Source organism: Pseudobythopirellula maris, from assembly GCF_007859945.1.
Taxonomy (GTDB): domain Bacteria; phylum Planctomycetota; class Planctomycetia; order Pirellulales; family Lacipirellulaceae; genus Pseudobythopirellula; species Pseudobythopirellula maris.
This window is the reverse complement of sequence record NZ_SJPQ01000001.1, coordinates 772,628-791,770: the sequence shown is the minus strand read 5'-3', so window position 1 is coordinate 791,770 and position 19,143 is coordinate 772,628. Positions and strand designations below refer to the sequence as shown.

Below are 19,143 nucleotides of genomic sequence, written 5' to 3'. Positions count from 1 at the left end.
CGTGCGGTTGGCGTGATGCTGGGGCGTTTTGCTCTTCCGCGTGTTGAGTTAGAGCCCGGCTTCTTCCGCACCAAAAAAGCCCCGCGGGTTCCGTGGGGAACCCGCGGGGCTTGCGGATGTCGTGTGATGCTTAGCCCGGTGGGAATCAGCTTCGGTTGCGGCGGCGTCCGAGGCACGTGATTCCAACAACGCTCAGCAGGGCGATCGCCGACGGCTCCGGAATGACGAGCTCCGGCAACTCGCTGAGTCCCTGGATGGGGTCGCCGTATCCGATGCCGTCGTACCAAGTACGGTTGTTTCCGCCCGACAGGTTGCCGAGCGAAAAGCCTTCACTGATGAACACGGAGAGCTCGTCGCCGAGCGTCACATTGCCCAGGAAGGCGGCCCAGAGCTGTCGGTCACCGGCGGCGCCGCCGCTGTTCGACCCATCGGAGCTGGTCAGCAGCAAGTCGTTGCTCGCGTACAGCGGGTTCTGGAAAACCGCGTCAACCGGCGGCGTGCCGCTCTCGGTGCTCGCGTCGAACACGTTGAAGAGGTGGGTTGTGTTCGACTCGCCCAGGGTCTCACCGTAAGCGACTTGCCCCGTGGCGCCCGCCTGGAACACCGGCTGCAGGGGGTTCGATGGGGTGGGGGGGCCCAAGTTGCTGCTATTCGTCAGCGAGGCGCTCATCTGCCAACCCGCGGTCCCCGCGGTCCAAAAGAAGGCGTAGACCGCTTTTTCCTGGCCCTCGTCAGACGGGTCGACATCAACGGTCGTTTTCAGCGTAGGAACGTTCTCCGAGTTGTCGGCCCCAAAGTCGCCTCGGGCCTCGATGATGTCGCCGATAAGTTGCTCGCCGCTGCCATTGTCGGCCGAGGGCTTGGTTCCGCCGGCGACCACCGGGCTGCCCGTTGCCCTGTTTCCAAAGCCATCGTTCTCCCGGATACGCCACAAGTTGTCCCAACCCGTGCCACCCGAACCGACACCGATCACATAGGGAACCGGGTCGCCGTTGACCATCGTCGTGTTCGGCGCTACGGGCGTCTCGGGCGAGGTTTTGCTGCCCGCCAAGGTGTAGCCGATCAGATCGGCGTCGAAGTAGGTGAATGCGGCCGATGCGCTCGACGCCATCGCCATGAGGCCGACGCCGAGCGTAGCCGCAATAAGTTTCGATCGTATGTTCATTAGAAGCATGCCTCGTTTGATGAGAAAAACGATAGAACACGTTGTTGACTCGCAGTTGGTAAACGGCTGCGTGTCGAGGTGTGAAAACGCGTCCTCAGACCCATGGAGCAGTGTCGGTCAGCAGTGGTGCAATAACCCTCCCAGATAATTGGATGTCGAACGATCTGATGAGATTGCCGCCACTCTATCCCCTAACGTTGCGTCGAACTCAGCGGGGCGCCCTGACTTAGGCAACGCCCCGTGTCGCTGCCCCCGGGGCTTCTCAAGACATTCGCCTTCGAGAAGCCCCGGGGGGGCGTCGCCTCAGCAGCCCCGCCGCCGGATCGAGGCCGCCATGGCGGCCGCAAGGGAGAGGAGCACGATCGCCGAAGGCTCGGGCACGGCGACCGAAGCCCCCACGTAGTTGACGATGCCCCGGATCAACGCCCCTTCGTCGTCGATGAAGAACAGGGTCAAATCCTGCTCGCCGCCGGTGTCCCAGATATTACCGAGGCTGATCGGCGTCACACCGACCGGTAGCGAGGCCGGGGCGCCGAACAGGTTGACCTCCGAAAGGATCGAGTCGCTCGACCCCGCCGCGCGATCCCATTCGACGCCATCGATCACCGCGTCGGGGGCGAGGCTGTCCCAATTGCTCTCGACCAGCGAATCCGAGGGACTCGTGATCTCGTAATAGGTCATCGAGAAGTCGGTGCTCGAGACGTTCTTGAACGTGGCCTCGCCCGTCGCGGCGTTGACCTCGAGCGTGACGGACTCGATGGCTTGAGCCGCGATCTCGGTGTCCTGGAACTGGGCGTAATCGGCGTTCAGGTGATCCGCCAGCAAGAAAGCGACCCGATTGTACTGGAAGGACAAGTGAGGCGTGACCTCGGCGTCCACCAGCTCCATGGTTTCGGGGTCTTCCACTTGGGCGACCGGGAACAGCGGGTGCGGGATCGAGTTCGTGTCCGTGCCGCCACCCAGGACGTGGTCGTACTCGTTTCCGAAGTTGTTCACCCACACGTCGTAATCGGCCATGCTCACGTCGCCATGGCTGGCGAGGCTGCGGTTTGGCAGTGCGGCGCCCGTTCCCAGGTTGTCACGCCAAACCGTGAAGTCGGCCGCGTCCACCTTGCCGTTGTCGTTGTAGTCACCTTCGGGGTGAGCAAGCTTGAGGAATGAGCTCACGGTCACTTCGTCGCCGTAGCGGCCGATCGTGATGCCGTAATCGTACACGCCGTCGGCGTAACCGTCGGTCGTGCCGCCGACGGAGAGGTTGTAGATGCGGCCGCCTCCACCCAGCTCGGTGGCGGTGCCGTTGGTCGAGATCGGCGTGGCGGTTTCCCAGTCACCGGCGTCGGGGTTCTTGGCCGTCAATCGGCCATCGCCAACCCCACCGCCGCCGCCCGACGAGCTGCTCGCCAGATATCCCAGCCAGCTGCCCGTGGGTTCTCCCTCGTCGGGGGTGTCGTCCTGGAAGATGCCCCAACGGAACGCCCCGTTGTTCATGCTCTCGCCGCCGTGGAGGTGGACCGAACCACGCAGCACCACCTCTTGGCCGTTGGTCAGGTTGACGTCGATTGGAATCGAGCCCCAAATCGCGGTTTGATCGGCGCTGTCGAGCTCCGGGACGTTGCTGCCGTCAATCAACCCAACCGTGGGGGAGCTGGTTGCTTCGTTACTAAGATTGGAGCCGCTGTTCGGAACGAGCGGGTCGATCTCCCAGTTGACCACCTCGACCGCTGAGACCGGCTTGGCGGCGAGCAACGCCACGAGCATAGCCGCAGCGAGCACCCCCTTGTTAGCGACCCGCGAAGCGGGCGATGCGACGGGCGCCCGACGGCGACGACGCAAGGCCAGCAGTCCAGTGGCGGCCAGAGAGAGCAGTCCGGTCGAGGGCTCGGGGACCGACAGGCCCTCGACCATCTCGGCAAAAGTGCCCGAACCGTTGAACAGGTTAAAGTTTTCTGCAAACGCCAAGACGTCGCTGCGGTCCACCGCGCCGCTGCCGTTGATGTCGCCGAAAGCGTACGCGGCTGATGTGGTCGCGTGTTCGACGTGGAGCCCTTGCACCAGGCGGATGTAATCGTCGGCGTCGATGTCACCGTCGGCGTCAAAATCGCCCGTCTCGAACGGCGTGCCCGTGTATTCAGGAGTAATCACCACGGTGCCGCCGCCTACGACGTCGAGCTCAATCGTGATGTCCTCGAAGATGCCCTTGCGCCAGACGTTCCCGAGGTCCAGCGTGGCGCCGCCGCTCAGCCAGGTCACGCCGTCCAAGTCGCCGGCGTCGCTCTCGGCGAGCTCTACTTCGCTGTCGCTCACCGGGGAAGTGATGGCCCAGTCGCCATCGGGGTCGTTGATCAAGCCGTCTTCGGTGATCGAGTTCCACAGATTCGCGTTCAAGCTGCCCGCGGGCGAAGTGACCCTCACGGCGTTGATCTGGAAATCGGCTGGTGTGGGGTTGGTGATGGTCAGTCCGCCGGTGCTACGGTCCAACGCTCCCGTGGTGAAAACAGGGGTGCCGGCCGGAACGAACGCCAGGCCGTCGAAGAACGAACGTTGCCCCGCTTCCAGGCTGTCTTTGTCGTCGATGAACACGTCGATATGACCCGAGGCGTTGGCCATCGTCGTGCCGACCAAGCCGACGCGCAGGTTACGCGCCGAGCCGGCCGGGGCGCCGGGGGTGTTGTCCAAGAACGGGTTATCGTTGTCGTCGCTGGCCGGGTAGAATTCGTCTTCACTCGAATTGTTGTCCGTGCGGTTGTCGAGCGGCTTGACCGCCCAGGCGCCACTGCTGGCGAAGGAGCCTTGGACCGCGCCTTCGGCTCCGTCGAAGTCAAAGAGGGTCATCGCCGCGGAGTCGAGGCCCGCTTGCACGCCCCAGTTGCCGCCCCCGTCGCCCCAGTAGGCGACGTAAACATCGTACTCGGCTCCCGGCGTGAGGGCGTATTGCGCCCCCGGCTCGATTCCGAGTCGCATGCCGATCAGAGGCGCGTCCTCCTCGAGTGACTCGTACACGCTGGTGCACTCAACGCCGCAAACGTTCATCACCTCGGTGGACGAACCCCAGGTGGAACCGAAGTTTGCCCAGTGCCAGGCGCCGTCTTCAGGGAAACGGCCGTCGCCGTTGACGAAGTCATTGTTGCCAGGCTCGATCAAGGTCCCGATCGCCCCTTCGGAGGTGCTGTAGAGATTGTTGTTCGGGTAGTAGCCATCTTTGGCGTCGACGTAAATCAAGCCTTGCGCCATGACGCTTGCGGCGGGGCCGATGAGGCAGCCTGTGATAAGCAAAAACGAAAGATGCCGTAACATAATTATCGTCCCTAGATGAAGATGAGTAGTTCTGAGGGCAGCGTCCGTTACCCCATGGTGATTCTTGATTCTGTCACCCGCGCTGCTGCGCCCGCGACGCCATTACCTGTTTTGCCCCAGGTCTCGTTGTCACTTGGCGGGCTGGCCGACGAGTGCCCCACTCGCGACTCAGCCGCAAACGTCTCTAATAGCTAAAAACGTCGGATAGCCCGGCTCCCGCTGGTATCTGCTTTACTGAAGGTCTGGGTAGTGCTTTGGGGGGAAGTGGTGGGAAGTCCATAATCGCTAGTTCCCTACGATATAGTCTGGCGCCTCTTGCCCGGCGATGGTTCCGTACTCGTTCCATGAAAAGTAGTCGATGCTCTCGTTGACAAAGTGGACCGAGGCGTCGCCCAGCAGCATGTTGGCGCCGCCTGGGTGGTCGCTCTTGAAGCCCGAGGTGAAGGCGTAGCCCGGCTCGCCGAAACCGTCGCTCATGTCGATCAGATCGGGGTCGTCCCACTTGTGCTTCTCGTTGATCGGGGTGTTGGTCGACGCCATCAAGAAGTTGGTGCAGTAGGCGCAGTTGCGATTGTTGTGCATCGAGAGCGTCTCGCCGCCCATGAAGGTTTTGCTGAGGCCGTCGGAGACCTTGCGAAACGCCTTGCCGTTCGGGTTGCGATTGAACATGCCGACCCCGCCGAACTTGTCGGCAGCGGCGACACAGCCGCTCGCCGAGCCGGCCTTGCCTCCCATGCACGGCGCCGCGGCGCCGCCGGATGGCTGGGAGCCCATGGCTCGCCCCATGCAGACGCGGCGTGTCTCGCTCGCGCTGTTGTTTTCCTCCGTGTTGATGTTGTTCGACTCGCGGGGGTACATGCAAAAATCGGGGATCGTCGGGCCCATCGAGACGACGTAAGAGACCCCCGGCGCGGAAGGCGGATTCACGTCGCTGCCCATGATTTCTCCCCCTTGCGGGTTGGTGAGACGGATCTTGATCGGCCGCGCCGCTATCGGGTCGGAAGGGCAGAGCAGACTTGGGAAAGCTCTCTTGTCCACGAGGTCGACGTTGGCGAACGAGGCGCCGCTGGGGATCCCGGTCGAGTTCGGCCAGCAATCTCCATTGCCGTATGTCATGTGGAATGAGTCTTTGAGCGTTTGCTCTTCGATGAAAGGCATGATCGATGTCACCCAAGTCCACTCGACTTGTTCGCCGTCACTCCAGTAGCGGAGGTTCCCGTTGTCCCAGATGGAGGGCAAGGCCGAGCCGCCGGGCAGCAGCTTGAAGGTGTCGTGGTGGTTGTGCAGGGCCAGGCCGAATTGCTTCAGTTGGTTGGTGCATTGCGTGCGTCGTGCGGCCTCACGGGCCGCCTGGACGGCCGGTAGCAGCAACGCTACGAGGATGCCGATGATTGCGATCACAACGAGCAACTCGACCAGCGTGAACGCCGCACGCATCCGCTTGCTTGAGGCAAATGGGATCATCAGAAACGTTTCCTTATCAGATGAGCGGTTGCATTCTATTGGCATGTTGACGCCTCTCGACCTGACTTGCAGGGAGTCACATTCCGTTGATTCCTGGAAGACGAAAGACGATTTACGCCACGAGCGATCGAACGAATCAACACGTACATAGCGCCAACGTGGGGCTCGTGTCCCACGGGATGGGCTGGTGTCGGGCGGCTCCGTTGCGAAGCGTAAGAGCGCCCAAGGTGTGTCGCGGCAAGAGCGGTTGGCTCATGCCCATGGAGAAAAACTGTGTCGAGATGACGAGTGCGGCTCCGTGTCGCCGCCTTGAGAAAAGAGTTGTGAACTTGGTAGCCGTTGCCGTTTGCCCCCTGCGAAGGGGCACGCCTCTCATGTCCAGAATCCATACTGGGGATGTGCTGCTCGACTGTCAACAGAATGCCGCAATCGCGGCATGCATTTGCTCAATTGATGCAACCGCGTTTGTGCTTCGCGCTTTGGCGAAGGCTCGTTGTGCTTGCCGCGGATCGGGGTCGATCGCCCGCCGAAAGCGAGTTGCCTTGGCCAGGCGCTGAGGCATTCGTAGGCGAATCAACTTGCAGGATGCTCTCGTGGGAGTGCCAGCTAGGATCATCGCCGTTCAACGCAATTGGCGATATAGCACGAGCAGAATGAGGTTACTCGCTGGGGCTTCGCTTGACGGTGATCAGCGAGGCGTGGGGGTTCACGGTATTGAATTGCGCAACTGCGTTATTGGCGAGTCTCTCAAGCCACTATGATGAACCCACGGAATCGGAACCTCGGATGACGCTGTCGCCCCAGCAGACCAACAGCTTGCCGGTGGGCGGTCAGCCATCCTTTGCGAAGCGTTCAGCTTCACCTCTCGATTGCTTTTCAACTAAGGCCCAGGGGCAGGGCCACGCATCGCGCTACCATGCTTTTCAAGTCGCCATGATGCAGGGCGGAATCGGCAACCATTGAATTCCAGGGAGACGGCCGTGGCTTCTAATCGCTTCACGATGATGCTGTTCGTGCTTTGTATGTCTGCGGCCTGTGCGAACGCGCAGATCGCATTGACGGTGAACAATGGCGACTTTGAGAACAGCTCGCCGCTTTCGGCGCCGAGCGGGTGGACGGTTTCCGCCGGCAGCAACCCGCTGTGGGTTGGCGACTCCGCGATGGGAGGCGCCGATCCGGGCAGCGGCTACCTCAGTGACCAGTTTCTCTCGGGCAGTTGGCAATACAGCGGGCTGCCGAACGCCAGCTCCTTGATCGGCGGCGACGCCAACAGCGGGCTGCTCTACCAAGACATCGATCTCACCCCGCACAGCGCAGAGATCGGCCTCGGCAATCTGCACCTGGGCCTCTCCTACGCCTATTACCACAACGACGGGGGAGACCTAGGCACGATCGCTTACGACTTCTTCGACTCGGGCGGGGCGTCGGTTGGCCAAGGTTACGGCGCCCAAACCACGAGCGGCGGCGGCTGGCAGTTCATCGAAGAACTCGGCGCCACCGAGGTGCCGACCAACGCCGCGACCTTGCGGATCTCGCTGGGCGCCGAGCGGGTTAGCTCTGGGTCGGCCCGCAACGTTGCCTTCGACGCGATCGGGGCGAGCCTTCAGCCCCCGCCGCCCCCGGGGATGATCACCGATCGCGTCAACGGAAACCTCATCCAGTTCGACAGCGACGGCAACTGGACCTGGTACACCGACGAACGGACGATCGTCGATCCGAACAACGGCAACGTGCTGGTCAACTCGGTTGGCTTCGACGAAACGGTGCAGGGCGGCAGCTACCCGGGCAACGTGGACGTCGTCAACTTCAACCCGTCGACGGGGCGCCGAGTCCGCACGCAGCTCTCGAACCAAGTGGGCGGCAACCCCCAGATCCAGAACGACGACCACAACGTGGGGGCCCTGCTGGTCTTGCCGGACGGACGCTACCTGGCGATGTACGCGAACCACGGGAACAACGGCGGATTGGGCGACGAGTTCACCCGGTTCCGTGTGAGCACCGACCCGGGCGACAGCACTTCGTGGTCGGAGGAGAAGCTCTACAACTGGTTCGACAACGTGCCGGGCGCCAACACCCACCCGGGCGGCTCGGACAACCAGGCCAACGTGAGCTACCACAACATCTTCTACCTGTCCGACGAGGATCAGGTTTACAACATCTCGCGCAGCTACGGCATGCTGTCGACCAATGGCGCTGGCCAGAACATGCCGAATATCATCCGCTACGACCCGGACACCAACGAGGTGGAGTGGGCGGGCCAATTCCTCGAGTCGTCGGCGCAAGGCTACTCGGCGTACCCGAAGTACGTTTCCGATGGCAAGTCACGCATCTACTTCACCACGACCGAGACGCACCCTCGCAACTACAACAACAGCATCTACTCGGGCTACATCGAAGGCGGCCAGACCTTCGACATGCAAGGGAACCTGATCGACGAGAACCTGTTCGACAGCAACGTGACGGCGGGCGCGGGCTCCGTGCCCGACGTGACCGACTTCACGCTGGTCGACGCCCCGGACGCCCTGGGGGAGGGGCAGAACCGCCTCTGGACGACCGACGCGGCGCTCGATTCGCAAGGCAACCTGATGGCGCTGTACACGTCTCGCAACAACCCCGACGGCTCGACCGACGCGGGCAGCACCAACAACCCGATCGACCACCGGCTGCACTTCTCGCGTTGGAACCCCGACAGCGAGAGCTGGGAGTCGCACGAGATCGCCAAGATGGGGCCGCGGCTCTACGGCCCGGAGCAGGACTACACCGGCCTGGGGGCGCTCATCCCGGGAGACGAGAACACGCTCTACATCTCCACCCCGTACGACCCGCGTGATCCGGAATGGGAAACCGAGACCGATCACCACGAGATCTACAAGGGCGAGTACGACGGCTCCGATTGGAACTGGACCGCCGTCACCGAGAACTCTTCGGTCGACAACCTCAGGCCGATCGCGCCCGACACCCACGGCGTGGGGCCGCAGTCGGTTTTCTGGTTTCGTGGCGACTACAACACCGCCCACAACATCAACGCGGCGGTGGTCGGCATCGTCGATCGCGACGAGGTGATCGGCCAGAGCGTGTACGTCGACGCCGATGACTCGAACACCACACGCACCAACGGCGCCGCGATCGGCGCGACCGGCCCCGCCGCCGCGTCCGGCGCCGACGACAACCAATGGCACGAGCGCACCGGCTACGGCAACGGCGGCAGCGTCTACGCGTCCAACGAGTCGGGCTCCGAGAACGCCGCCATGCTGCGCACGACGATCGAAGATCTTGATGCGGGGCTCTACGACGTGTTCGCCTACTTCTGGGGCGACAACGACGAGGACTGGCGACTGATGGCCGGCCTCGAGCAGGACAACCTGGTGGACTTCCGGCGTTACGGGTCGCAGCACGCCGACGCCGAGAGCTTCGAATCGATCGAGATCGTCGCCGACGACAACAACGACCTGCTGCTCTATCGGGCCTACCTGGGCCGCAAGAGTGTGGGCGACGGCGATGACATTCAGGTCTTCATCGACGATTGGGAGACCCTCAACGGCAACGCCTCACGCACCTGGTACGACGGGGTCGGCTACGCGTTGGTCGCTCCCTTGCTGCAAGGCGACTTCAACGGCGACGGCTCGGTCGACGCCGCCGACTTCACCGTGTGGCGTGACAACCTGGGAGGCAACAACTCGGCGCTGAACGGCGCGGGCGACGAATCGGGCGCCAGCTTCGGCGTGGTCGACATGGCCGACTACGACATGTGGGTCGCGCAGTTCGGGCAACAGCTCGACTCGCCTGGCGAGACGAGTGTGCCGGAGCCTGGGACGCTCGTCTTGCTGGCGGTCGCGGCGGTGCTGCCCACTCGGAGGCGTCGTCGCGGCTAACAGCCTAACCATCGCGTGTCAGTCGCCTCCGGCTGAAGGGCGAGTTACGGCGTTCGGGCGTAGAGACCGAGCACCGTGCCGACAAAGCCGCCCGCTTGCTGGGTGCTCAGCAGGCCGCCGTCCACGCCATCGGCTAGGGTGTTCCACTCGCCGTCATCGAGCCGGTAGCGGAAGCGGTAGTCTCGGCCTGCGCCCTCGATCCGCAGGTCGATCGGGCCGTTGACTCCGTCGAGCGGCGCACGGGCCACAATCACCGGGCCATCGGAGTGTTGAGAGCTCTGTTCTAGAAACACCTCCAGAGCGGCGCCTCCGGACAGGCGGACGCCGAGGAAGAAGTAGTTCGCGTCGTTCTGCAGCGCGGCGACGCCGGCGTCGCTGTCGGCCGAGTTCGGATTAGCCATCAGGCGCGTCGTTGCCGAGAAATCCTCGTGTTGGAGACGGCGGCCCACGAAGCTGGGATTGCCGTTCCGCTCGAGTGATCGATCGGGTTGGGAGGCGATCGAGATCGGACGCGGCTTCAGCAGCAGCGAACCCGGTTTGTCGACAAGCGACCACCACCTTTCTCGCGGCGTCCGCAGAAAGACCCAGGGCAAACCGAGTTCTTCCGCGTCGAATTCGTCGCTCCAGGAGAAGGAGCCTGTCGTGGGTTCGATGTCGGGCGTGCTGGGCGTCCCGCCACGGTCAACCACCATCGGGAGCGGCTGGCCGGGGGCGAGGATCGTGGGCCACCCGTCTCGCCATTCGACTGGCAGCAAAAAAGTCTCGCGGCCCAGATTCGACAGGCCGTTCTCGTACGGGCGGATGCCGAGAAAGACGGACCACCAATCGCCGTCGGGCGTTTCTACGAGATCGGCGTGGCCCAGGGCGGTGACGGGGAAAGGGCGGTCCGGGTCGAGGTCGCGTTGGGTCAGGATCGGGTTATGGGGACTCGGCAGGAATGGCTCGTCGAGCGAGCGTGTCCGAAAGACGACCTGCGAGTGGTTGGGCCCGGTGCCCCCCTCGGCGCAGCTCAAATAGTACCAGCCATCGCGTCTGAAGATGTGCGGGCCCTCGATCCATACAGGCTTCTCAGCGAGATCGACCCCGCCGTTGACGATGATCCGGCCGTTCTCGACCGTTCTGGTTGCGGGCTCAAAGTCCCAGATCCAGATGGCGCGGTGGCCTTCGTAAAGCGGTTGGTTCCCGGGGGGCGGCCCGTTGTGAACGATGTAGGTCCGCCCGTCGCTGTCAAAGAAGAACGAGGGGTCGATGCCGTCGAATGACAAGCGGTGGGGGTCCGACCAGGGGCCCGCGGGATCGGTCGCCGTGACATAGAAATTGCCGACGCCACGCACGTTGGTCGTGATCATGTAGAACACGCCCTCGTGGAATGTGATGGTCGGAGCGAAGACGCCGCTCGAAACCGGCAGCCCGTCGAGGTCGAGCTGCGAGGGGCGGTCGAGCACGTGGCCGATCTGCTCCCAATCGACAAGGTTGGCGCTCTTGAAGATCGGCACGCCCGGGAAATAGGCGAAGGTCGAATTGACCAGATAATAGTTGTCGCCGGCGCGGCAAACGCTCGGGTCGGGGTAGAAACCAGCCAGCACCGGGTTGTAGTACTCCCCGTCGCCGACCGTGACTGTCTCACGCCGCGGGTCGCGGCCTTCGTAGCGGAAGCTCGCGAACTCCGCCCAGCCGCCCGGCTCAGTCTCAGCCGAAAACGCTATCGAGGGCGCCAGCATGAGGCACAACCCCACGAGACAAAACCGAGCATCCGCCGACAACCTGATGAGGAAAGCGCTCATAGGGGACCACCAGACCATTGAGTTTGAGGGGGCCACTCAATTCGAGTGGGAACGAGCGGTTTCGATCGAGATGCTCGCCTCTTCCAGCCCGTCGGATAACGCCGTGAGCCGAATGGCGCCGGGGAGGTTGTGGGAGCCGCGCACGATGGCCAGGCAGAGTCCCGTGAACGACGCACGCTCGGGGGAAGGGAAGGGGACCATGCAAGTCGGGTCGCCGTTGGCCGTAGCGACGATCTCGCCGGGGCCATCGATCTCGAAACGGATCGGGTTGGCGGCGCGGGGGCATGTTCGCCCGCTATCGTCGATTACCCGCACGGTGACAAAAGCCAGGTCGGCCCCATCCGCGGCGATAGTCGCGCGGTCGACTGTCGCCTCGAGCCGGGCCGGGCTGCCGGTGGTGCTGACCGTTTCTGTCGCCCACTCTTGACCGTTGCTGTAAGCCACCACGCGGAGCTCGCCTGGCTGGTAGATCGTGTCGTCCCACCGCAGCCGCGACTCGTGGGGCCCTTTCTTCTTGCGACCCATCGACGCTCCGTTGAGGAAGAGCTCGGCTTCGTCGCCCGAGGTGAACACGTGCACCGGCGTGACCTTGCCAACGCGTTCGGGCCAATTCCAGTGTGGTAAGATATGGGCCATCGGCTTGTTGGGGCGCCACCGCGATTGGTAGAGATAGAAACGGTCTTTGGGGAAGCCCGCCAGATCGATGACGCCGAAGTACGAGCTCCGTGACAGGTAGTAAGGGGTCGGCTCGCCGAGGTAGTCCCATCCGCTCCACACGAAACCGCCGGCCACATACGGGTGTTTCTCGAGCGAAGCCAGCACCTTGTCGGCCGAGGAGCCGAACGGGGTCGTGTAAAGCTCGTAGGAGCTGACTTGGCGGCTCTCGGGGTCGCCGCCCGCCCCGTCTTTGACCGGCGCGCTGACGCCCTCGTGCACGGGGAACATGTAAACGCCCCGGCTGCTCACCGCCGCGGCGTTCTCGCTGCTGACGATCATCTTGTCGGGATGGGACTCGTGGAACGACGGGTAGAGCGGCGGCGTGGTGATGCCCTTCATCCCCCGGTAGGCCGGGGCGTCTCGGATGCCTTCGCCTTGGTAGTTGAGGCTGATCACGTCGTGGACGCCGGGCAGGGGCATCGGAGGCTTGGCGTAGTTCATCGCCGTGGTCGTGGGCCTCGTGGGGTCCTCTTGCTTGGCGATCCCGTGCAAACGCCGCGCGACGTCCGCGCCCGCGTCGCCCGTGTACTGCTCACCGACCTCGTTGCCAACGCTCCACATGATTACCGAGGGATGATTGCGATCGCGACGTATCAGGGCGCGCAGGTCCGGCTCGCTCCAATCGGGAAAGATCAGGTGGAAATCGAGCGGCGTCTTCTTCCGTTCCCACACATCGAAAGACTCGTTGATCACCAGAAAACCCATGCGGTCGGTGAGCTCCAAGAGTTCGGGGGCCGGCGGGTTGTGGGACATGCGGATCGCGTTGCAGCCCATCTCGCGGAGCGTTTCGAGCTGCCGCTCGGCGGCCCGCCGGTTGAACGCGGCGCCGAGGGGCCCCAGGTCGTGGTGCTGATTGGCGCCGCGGATCTCAATCCGCTCCCCGTTGACGCTCAAGCCTCGCTCCGGGTCGAATCGCAACGCGCGGACGCCGAACCGCGTCTCGTACTCGTCGATGGTACGGCCCTCGCGCCGCAGCGTGGTGACCGCCGCGTAGCGGTGGGGCGTTTGCGTGGGCGGCGGGCCCCAGAGGCGTGGCTGGGCGAGCTCGATCGAGCCGTCGAGCGTCGCGTGCTTGCCGGGGGCGATCCGGGCGGTCTGCGTCCTAAACTCGCCGACCGCTTCGCCGCTCCGCGAGCCGCCCTCGTCGAGGGCGTAGACCGAAGTGGTCGCCTCGACCTCCGCGCCGGAATCCGAGTCGTTGTCGATCGTCACCCTCAGCTCGACGATGGCCGAATCGGGGGTGACTTCACGCGTGGTGACCACCGTGCCCCACTGGGCGACGTGCACCGGGTCGGTTTTGACGATCCACACGTGGCGGTACAGCCCGCCGCCTGGGTACCAGCGCGACGAGTTGGGAGGGTTGTCGAGGCGGATCGCGATTTGATTCTCGTCGCCAATCCGGAGGTGGGGCGTGAGGTCGAGCCGCCAGGAGGAGTAGCCGAAGGGCCAGCCGCCTACCAGCTCTCCGTTGACCCACACCATGGCGTAAGACATGGCGCCGTCAACGTCGAGGAAGATCGACTTGCCGGCGTCCGATTCTGCGAGGCTGAGCTCTCTTCGGTACCAGGCGACACCGGGGCTCGGCAGCCTTCCCATGCCGCCGCCGACCTCGGCGCCCCAACCTTCGAGAAACGGCCCTTGGATCGCCCAGTCGTGGGGCAGGGTGACTCGCTCCCAGTCGCTGTCGTCGAACCCATTTTGGACAAACGGGAAGTCGCTGCCCGGGGCGCCCACGGGCCGCTCGTGGCGTTGCGCCGGGTCGGCGATGAAACGGTTGGCCGTGGGCAGCACCCAAGGCTTGAGCACTTGCCGATCGGAGTGCAGGGCGACCGCCTCGGTCGGTTGCGCGTCGGCGGGGCGGTCGTCGCGACGGTCGGTCACCTCGGGCCGCACATCGTAGACAAGTTCGTCCGCCTCGTCGGCCGATCCGTATTTGTAGAACCGCCAGCCCTCGTTGAGTGAAACCCTCTCTCGGGCCGAACCCTTCGCCCCCTCACCAGCCGGCTGGGCGCTCGCCGGCGCGCCGAGAGAGCAAGCGCTCGCGATCAGGATCGCGACAAGCAAGTGGCGGCCTGCCAGGAGTCGAGCAAGGAAGAGGATTCTGTTCGGCTGATCTGGCTGCATCAAATTCTTATCGGCGCTGAGCTTAAGAGGACTAACAAGCAAACAATTCGCAGAGTGGTGCGGGCAAGCCGATGGCAGCTAGAGTCTCGCCGATACGCACGCCGGGCGCCACTTCCGCCGCTGGCCTCTCGGGGCCGAGATGAAGAGGGACCAAGCAAACAGAACTACCGAGCCCGGCTCCGGGGCAGACGTTTGGGGTGTGCTGAGACTCATGCCGAAGTTCGAAACCCAGTAGTCGTAATCCGCCAAGGTGACTTCGCCGTCGCCATTGCTGTCGGCGCCGGAGTACGCGATCAGGCCCGTCTGGCCAAGCGAGTCGCGCCACACGGTGAAGTCCGCCGCATCGACCACACCATCGGTGTTGAAATCACCTGGCAGGAAGTCTGCGGTGACCAAGGAATGGGTTTCGACCCCTTTGAGGTGGTCGATCACGAACGTCTCGCCATCGATCACCACCTCGTACTCGCCGTAGAAGCCTGCGATCTCGATCATGCCATCGGGTCCCACGGTGAGCAGCTGCTCGTCGGTGGTCCATTGCTCCATCAACGCGACGAAAGCCTCGCCCACGACGGTCAGGTCCCAGTTCTCGTCGACAATCGTCGTCTGGTTGGTGCTGTTGGGCGGCCACTCTTCCCAGATCAGCATCGAACGGGCCTGGGCCGTGCCGAACATCATCCGGAGCGTTTCGGTGTACACCTCGGCGGCCCGCTCCGGGGTCGTCTCGACACCGAAGGCCTCGGACGGGACCGAGAACTCGGTGAGCGTGATCGGCATCCCCAGGATCGACATGTTCTGGAGCACTTGGTTCATGCGGGACGGGTTGTGGTTCTGCCCCGAAGTCGGCGAGCCGTCTGGCGCCGGGTTCGTTTGCGCTTGGATGCCGACGCCGGTCACCACTTGCCCGAAGCCTTGATTGTTGAGTGTCTCGATGTGTTCGCGGTACCAGTTGGCGTAATGGTCGCTGCCGCCAGTGAGCGGGTTGCCGGCGAAATTGAAGAGGTTGTACTCGTTGGTCATGAGCAGCGTGTCGGCCCCGGCGGCGTCGACGGCGTCCTTGGTCAGCTTGTAGATCTCCGCGACCCCTTGGTCCCCGAAGATGTCGTAGTAGGTCTTCTCACGGAGGAGCTCGTTGATCACGTCGAGTTCTTCGTACTGGCGGGCTCGGTCGCCGTCGTGCTGATCGTTGTCGCCGTCGCCCACGTAGTAGGCGATGCGGTCGATCACCGCTTGGCGGAGATCGGCCTTGGCCTGGGGGTCGCCGGCGAGAGCGTCGTCGATCAGGTTGTTGACCCACCACGGCTGCTGGTGGCCCCAGGCCAGGTTGTGCTGGCGGAACGCCATGTTGTGGTCCGCAGCAAAATCGAGGATCGCGTCGACATTGCCCATCTGCGGCGAGCCCTCGGAGTTCTCCGTGGGTTGCCATTTGCCCATGTTCGAGGGGACGAGCATGTTGAAATACTGGGGCACGAATTCTTGGTACCGCGCACGGTCGGTGGCGGTCTCACCGGGCGACAGATCGCCTACCCACGGATCGGCGCTGAAGCCGGTGACGTACGTGCCGAAGTTGAACTCGTTGCGACGCATCCGAACCGTCACGTTCGAACCGGGCGCCGCGCCGGGCAACGCAGCCGTAGCCGACCCCTGACGGAAGTTCTCGATGTAGCTGTCGGCCATCGCGAGCGCGTTGGCCTCGTTGACTGTGCGGTTGGAGGTGTTGCTGATTGACGAGGCGCCCTCGATCGTCAGGCCGTCGACCGAAAGCGTGCGGCTGCCGGGGCCCGAGTGGTTGCTCAGCTCGGTGCGGACAAAATACGTTCCCGCTGGGAGCTCGTAGGACTGGCCGTACTCGGCGAGCGACGTGCCCACCTCGAAAGTGGCGAGTTGGTCGGCGACGGCGATCCCCATCATGGGAAGCGTTGCGTCGTTAGTGGTTCCCAAGGCGTCGACCTTGATCGTCACGGGGCCGGCTTCGTCGAGAGTGAAGTACGTGCCGACGTAGCCATTCTTGTCGAGCGTCCATCTCACGGCTCCAGCGTCGTACCCGCCCGAGCGGTGGGCCAATTCATCGCCGTCGAGTGTCTGGCCATGCGTCTGCGATATGGCGCCCCCTAGCAGCACCGCCGCCAACCCAAGACGCATCGTCCATGATCTCATCGTGATTGCCTCTGGGTAGCAGGTCCGGCCAGACGAACGTCGCGCGTGAGGAGCGCCCGCTGCACGCCGCGGTGTTTGGCGGCGCGATCGACGGGCTCAGCACCGGCCGATTGGCCAGCCAACCTGTAAGAATGCAGCGTGGAGCGAGGGTAGAGAGAGCCGCGACGCCGGGCGCCTCGAATGGTTCGAGGCTACTTTTGGCAGCAGTCGACGCCTACTCCGCAGATGCGTAAACCGGTGGTGCTATTGCGTTCCGGCGGTGGAACCACGCGTCGAGGCGGTAAGCTGGGGGGCGACCGTCCGGTGCGGTGATGCTTCTCTGGTATCAACAAGCGAATAGCGATGATCTCTCACTCCAGCCGCGTATTTTGTTTGCTTGTCCTTGCGACGCTCGGTCTGTTAATCGACCCGGCGACGGCCGCCGACTTTGAGGCTTGGCCGCGCGGCGATCAGAACTCGAAGACCGCGCATCGGCAACTGCTCGAAAAGCTCAAGCAGGGAAAGATCGATGTCTACTTCCAGGGAGACTCGATCACGCGGCGGTGGGGGTGCACCGACCCGGCTTACACCGACCTGAAGCAGAATTGGCGGAGCCACTTCCATGGCTGGAACGCCGCCAACTTTGCGTGGGGGGGCGACACGACGCACAACATTCTCTGGAGAATCGAGAACGGCGAGATGGAAGGGATCGACCCGAAGGTCCTGGTCTTGCAAGCCGGGACGAACGACATCGGCTGGCGCCAGTACAACGACGAGCAGGCCGAGCAAAAAGCGGCCGAGGTGGTCCGTGGCATCCAAGCGATCTTGGCCGCAAGCCGGGAGAAGGCCCCTCACGCGACCGTGCTGCTTACCGGCGTCTTCCCGCGTGGCGACAACCCGGCGGTCAACGGCATGATCGCCACGATCAACGAGCGATTGGCCGGTCTGGCCGATGGCGAGGGCCTGCGGTTCATCAACATCAACGATCGCCTCACCGACGACGAGGGACGGCTCCTCGAAGGGGTTACCGTCGATGGGCTGCACCTTTCCGCCAGCGGCTACGACATCTGGGCCGCCGCGCTGAAGCCGCACCTGACCGATCTGCTCGGTCCCCCGGCAGAGCAAGACCTCTCGCCACCCCCCACGGGCGACCCGTCGGCGGCCAAGTGAACCGCATCGCGGGGCGTCTCGTTTCGACGCGGGGCGTGTGCGGCGGCGTGCTTCTCCGGCTGGTCGGCAGCGGCCTCTAGGCCAACGACGGCTCGGCCGATTCGGCCAATACCGCGTCAATAGCCGCCCTCAGGTAGCCCATCGCGTAGGCCATGCCGGCGTGCCACGGCGCGTCGCAGGTCATCTGGGGAGCGTGGTCGGGGATGATGACCCCTTGGAAATGATTGCGGTGCAAAAGGCTTAGCACCCTAGGCACATCGACCTCGCCGTCGTCCACAAAGGTCTCGTGGTAGTGCGGCGCTTTGCCCGCAATGTTCCGCAAGTGGACGTACCCGATCTTGCCTTGAGCGGCGTAGCGTTCGGTTGCGTCGTAGACGTCGCTGTCCGGCATTTCGGCGATCGTGCCGACACAGAACTCGAGTTGATTCGAGGGGCTCGGCCGCATGTCGATCACCCTCTGGTAGAGCTCCGGTCGGTGGACCAGCCGCGGTTGACCGCGCATGAACTCCATCGGCGGGTCGTCGGGGTGCAGGGCCAACCGCACGCCCGATTCCTCGGCGACCGGCATCACCTCGTCGAGGAACCGTTGGAAACGGCCCCAGAGTTCGTCGTGAGTCGCGGCGGGGGCGTCGCCCTGGGGCGCCGCCGGATCGACGGTCATGTTCCAAGCCATGCCCAGCGGCATCGGCTTGTCGTACGGGCCGTCCATGCCGACCGAGGTTGCGGAGCCACGCGCATAAGGACCGGTGACCCGTCCGCACACGCCGGCGATGCTGAAGTTGTAGCCGAAGATCGGCGTGCCCGACTCGCCCACGCGGCGGATCAAGGTCTTCACGTTCTCGATGTGCGCATCGCGTTGCGGGCCGTCGAGAAGCACGTCGTGCCAATGGGCCGGGTCGAAGTTCTCGATCGCCTCGAGAGTGAGCCCTTCGGCGGCCGCCTCGTCTCGGACACGCACGATTTCTTCAACCGTCCAGAGCCGGTCGGGATCGCCAGCCAGCCCCCAGCCGCGGTCGCCGCCGGTCGGCTGGTCACCGGTGGGGTTGTCGGGGTGGCCGCGGAAGTAGTCGACCAGGTGGATCACTAGGTGCGTCGCACCGCACTGGCGGGCGAAGCGGTAGTTGTCCCGGTTGAGCATGTGGCGGTAGAGCCCCATTCCAAGTTTCATGCCGCCTCAGCCTCATCGTGGAAAGTCGAGAAGAGCTCCTATGGTTCTCCCAGCCTCGGGTTTTCGCAAGCTGTCGGTAGACCTCCGTCGCATTCGCATAATAATTCTACGCATTTGAGTCATCGGCCCCAAGGCCCATGCGAGGGCGTTTGGCAATGGACCGTCCTGCGTTTCTTGTGTTCCTAGCGGCAGTCTCGAAAGCCGATCGCCAGGCGACCACCACGCCACGGCGCCGGCGAGCCTCGACGGCTT

10 protein-coding genes are annotated in these 19,143 nt (G+C 63.9%); 3 read left to right on the top strand and 7 right to left on the bottom strand.

The window, feature by feature from the left end; genetic code table 11:
- Positions 1 to 145: 145 nt before the first annotated feature.
- The 3 genes from Mal64_RS02945 to Mal64_RS02935 form a co-directional block, all read right to left on the bottom strand.
- The gene (locus tag Mal64_RS02945) at positions 146 to 1,165 is read right to left on the bottom strand and encodes a PEP-CTERM sorting domain-containing protein (RefSeq protein ID WP_197525390.1); all 1,020 of its coding nucleotides are present in this window, start codon (positions 1,163 to 1,165) and stop codon (positions 146 to 148) included.
- A gap of 303 nt (positions 1,166 to 1,468) precedes the next feature.
- The gene (locus tag Mal64_RS02940) at positions 1,469 to 4,438 is read right to left on the bottom strand and encodes a PEP-CTERM sorting domain-containing protein (RefSeq protein WP_197525389.1); all 2,970 of its coding nucleotides are present in this window, start codon (positions 4,436 to 4,438) and stop codon (positions 1,469 to 1,471) included.
- Positions 4,439 to 4,744: 306 nt separating this feature from the next.
- Entirely contained in the window at positions 4,745 to 5,923 is a 1,179-nt protein-coding gene (locus Mal64_RS02935) for a DUF1559 domain-containing protein (protein ID WP_146396799.1), read from the bottom strand.
- A gap of 786 nt (positions 5,924 to 6,709) precedes the next feature.
- Between Mal64_RS02935 and Mal64_RS19610 the strand changes: the two genes are divergently transcribed.
- Both Mal64_RS19610 and Mal64_RS02930 read left to right on the top strand, forming a co-directional pair.
- Positions 6,710 to 6,886 carry a hypothetical protein gene (locus Mal64_RS19610; RefSeq protein ID WP_197525388.1) on the top strand — a complete coding sequence of 59 codons (177 nt, stop codon included), beginning with the start codon at positions 6,710 to 6,712 and terminating at the stop codon, positions 6,884 to 6,886.
- A gap of 17 nt (positions 6,887 to 6,903) precedes the next feature.
- Positions 6,904 to 9,795 carry a BNR-4 repeat-containing protein gene (locus tag Mal64_RS02930; protein WP_146396795.1) on the top strand — a complete coding sequence of 964 codons (2,892 nt, stop codon included), beginning with the start codon at positions 6,904 to 6,906 and terminating at the stop codon, positions 9,793 to 9,795.
- Between the two features lie 44 nt (positions 9,796 to 9,839).
- Here the strand turns inward: Mal64_RS02930 and Mal64_RS02925 are convergent, their stop codons facing one another.
- From Mal64_RS02925 to Mal64_RS02915, 3 genes are all read right to left on the bottom strand, one after another.
- Positions 9,840 to 11,516 (bottom strand): glycoside hydrolase family 43 protein, encoded by a 1,677-nt coding sequence (locus Mal64_RS02925; protein ID WP_197525387.1) that lies wholly within the window; start codon positions 11,514 to 11,516, stop codon positions 9,840 to 9,842.
- 99 nt (positions 11,517 to 11,615) lie between these two features.
- Positions 11,616 to 14,360: a beta-galactosidase GalB gene (gene galB / locus Mal64_RS02920; RefSeq protein ID WP_197525386.1), complete on the bottom strand. Its 2,745-nt coding sequence runs from the start codon at positions 14,358 to 14,360 to the stop codon at positions 11,616 to 11,618.
- A gap of 138 nt (positions 14,361 to 14,498) precedes the next feature.
- A complete protein-coding gene (locus Mal64_RS02915; protein ID WP_146396786.1) occupies positions 14,499 to 16,574 on the bottom strand; it encodes an endo-1,4-beta-xylanase in 2,076 nt (691 codons plus the stop codon).
- Positions 16,575 to 16,916: 342 nt separating this feature from the next.
- Here Mal64_RS02915 and Mal64_RS02910 point away from each other — a divergent pair, with 342 nt between their 5' ends.
- Positions 16,917 to 17,723, top strand: coding sequence for a GDSL-type esterase/lipase family protein (locus tag Mal64_RS02910; RefSeq protein WP_146396783.1), 807 nt, complete (start codon positions 16,917 to 16,919; stop codon positions 17,721 to 17,723).
- Positions 17,724 to 17,799: 76 nt separating this feature from the next.
- On the opposite strand, the gene Mal64_RS02905 is transcribed toward Mal64_RS02910, so the two are convergent.
- Positions 17,800 to 18,891 carry a mannonate dehydratase gene (locus tag Mal64_RS02905; protein ID WP_146396780.1) on the bottom strand — a complete coding sequence of 364 codons (1,092 nt, stop codon included), beginning with the start codon at positions 18,889 to 18,891 and terminating at the stop codon, positions 17,800 to 17,802.
- Positions 18,892 to 19,143 lie beyond the last annotated feature (252 nt).

Excerpts from the sequence above, each read along its gene's own strand:
- Mal64_RS02910 (WP_146396783.1), top strand. The coding sequence starts at position 16,917 with ATGATCTCTCACTCCAGCCGCGTATTTTGTTTGCTTGTCCTTGCGACG.
- Mal64_RS02935 (WP_146396799.1), bottom strand. The coding sequence starts at position 5,923 with ATGATCCCATTTGCCTCAAGCAAGCGGATGCGTGCGGCGTTCACGCTG.
- Mal64_RS02915 (WP_146396786.1), bottom strand. The coding sequence starts at position 16,574 with ATGAGATCATGGACGATGCGTCTTGGGTTGGCGGCGGTGCTGCTAGGG.
- Mal64_RS02945 (WP_197525390.1), bottom strand. The coding sequence starts at position 1,165 with ATGAACATACGATCGAAACTTATTGCGGCTACGCTCGGCGTCGGCCTC.
- Mal64_RS02925 (WP_197525387.1), bottom strand. The coding sequence starts at position 11,516 with ATGCTGGCGCCCTCGATAGCGTTTTCGGCTGAGACTGAGCCGGGCGGC.
- Mal64_RS02905 (WP_146396780.1), bottom strand. The coding sequence starts at position 18,891 with ATGAAACTTGGAATGGGGCTCTACCGCCACATGCTCAACCGGGACAAC.
- Mal64_RS19610 (WP_197525388.1), top strand. The coding sequence starts at position 6,710 with ATGACGCTGTCGCCCCAGCAGACCAACAGCTTGCCGGTGGGCGGTCAG.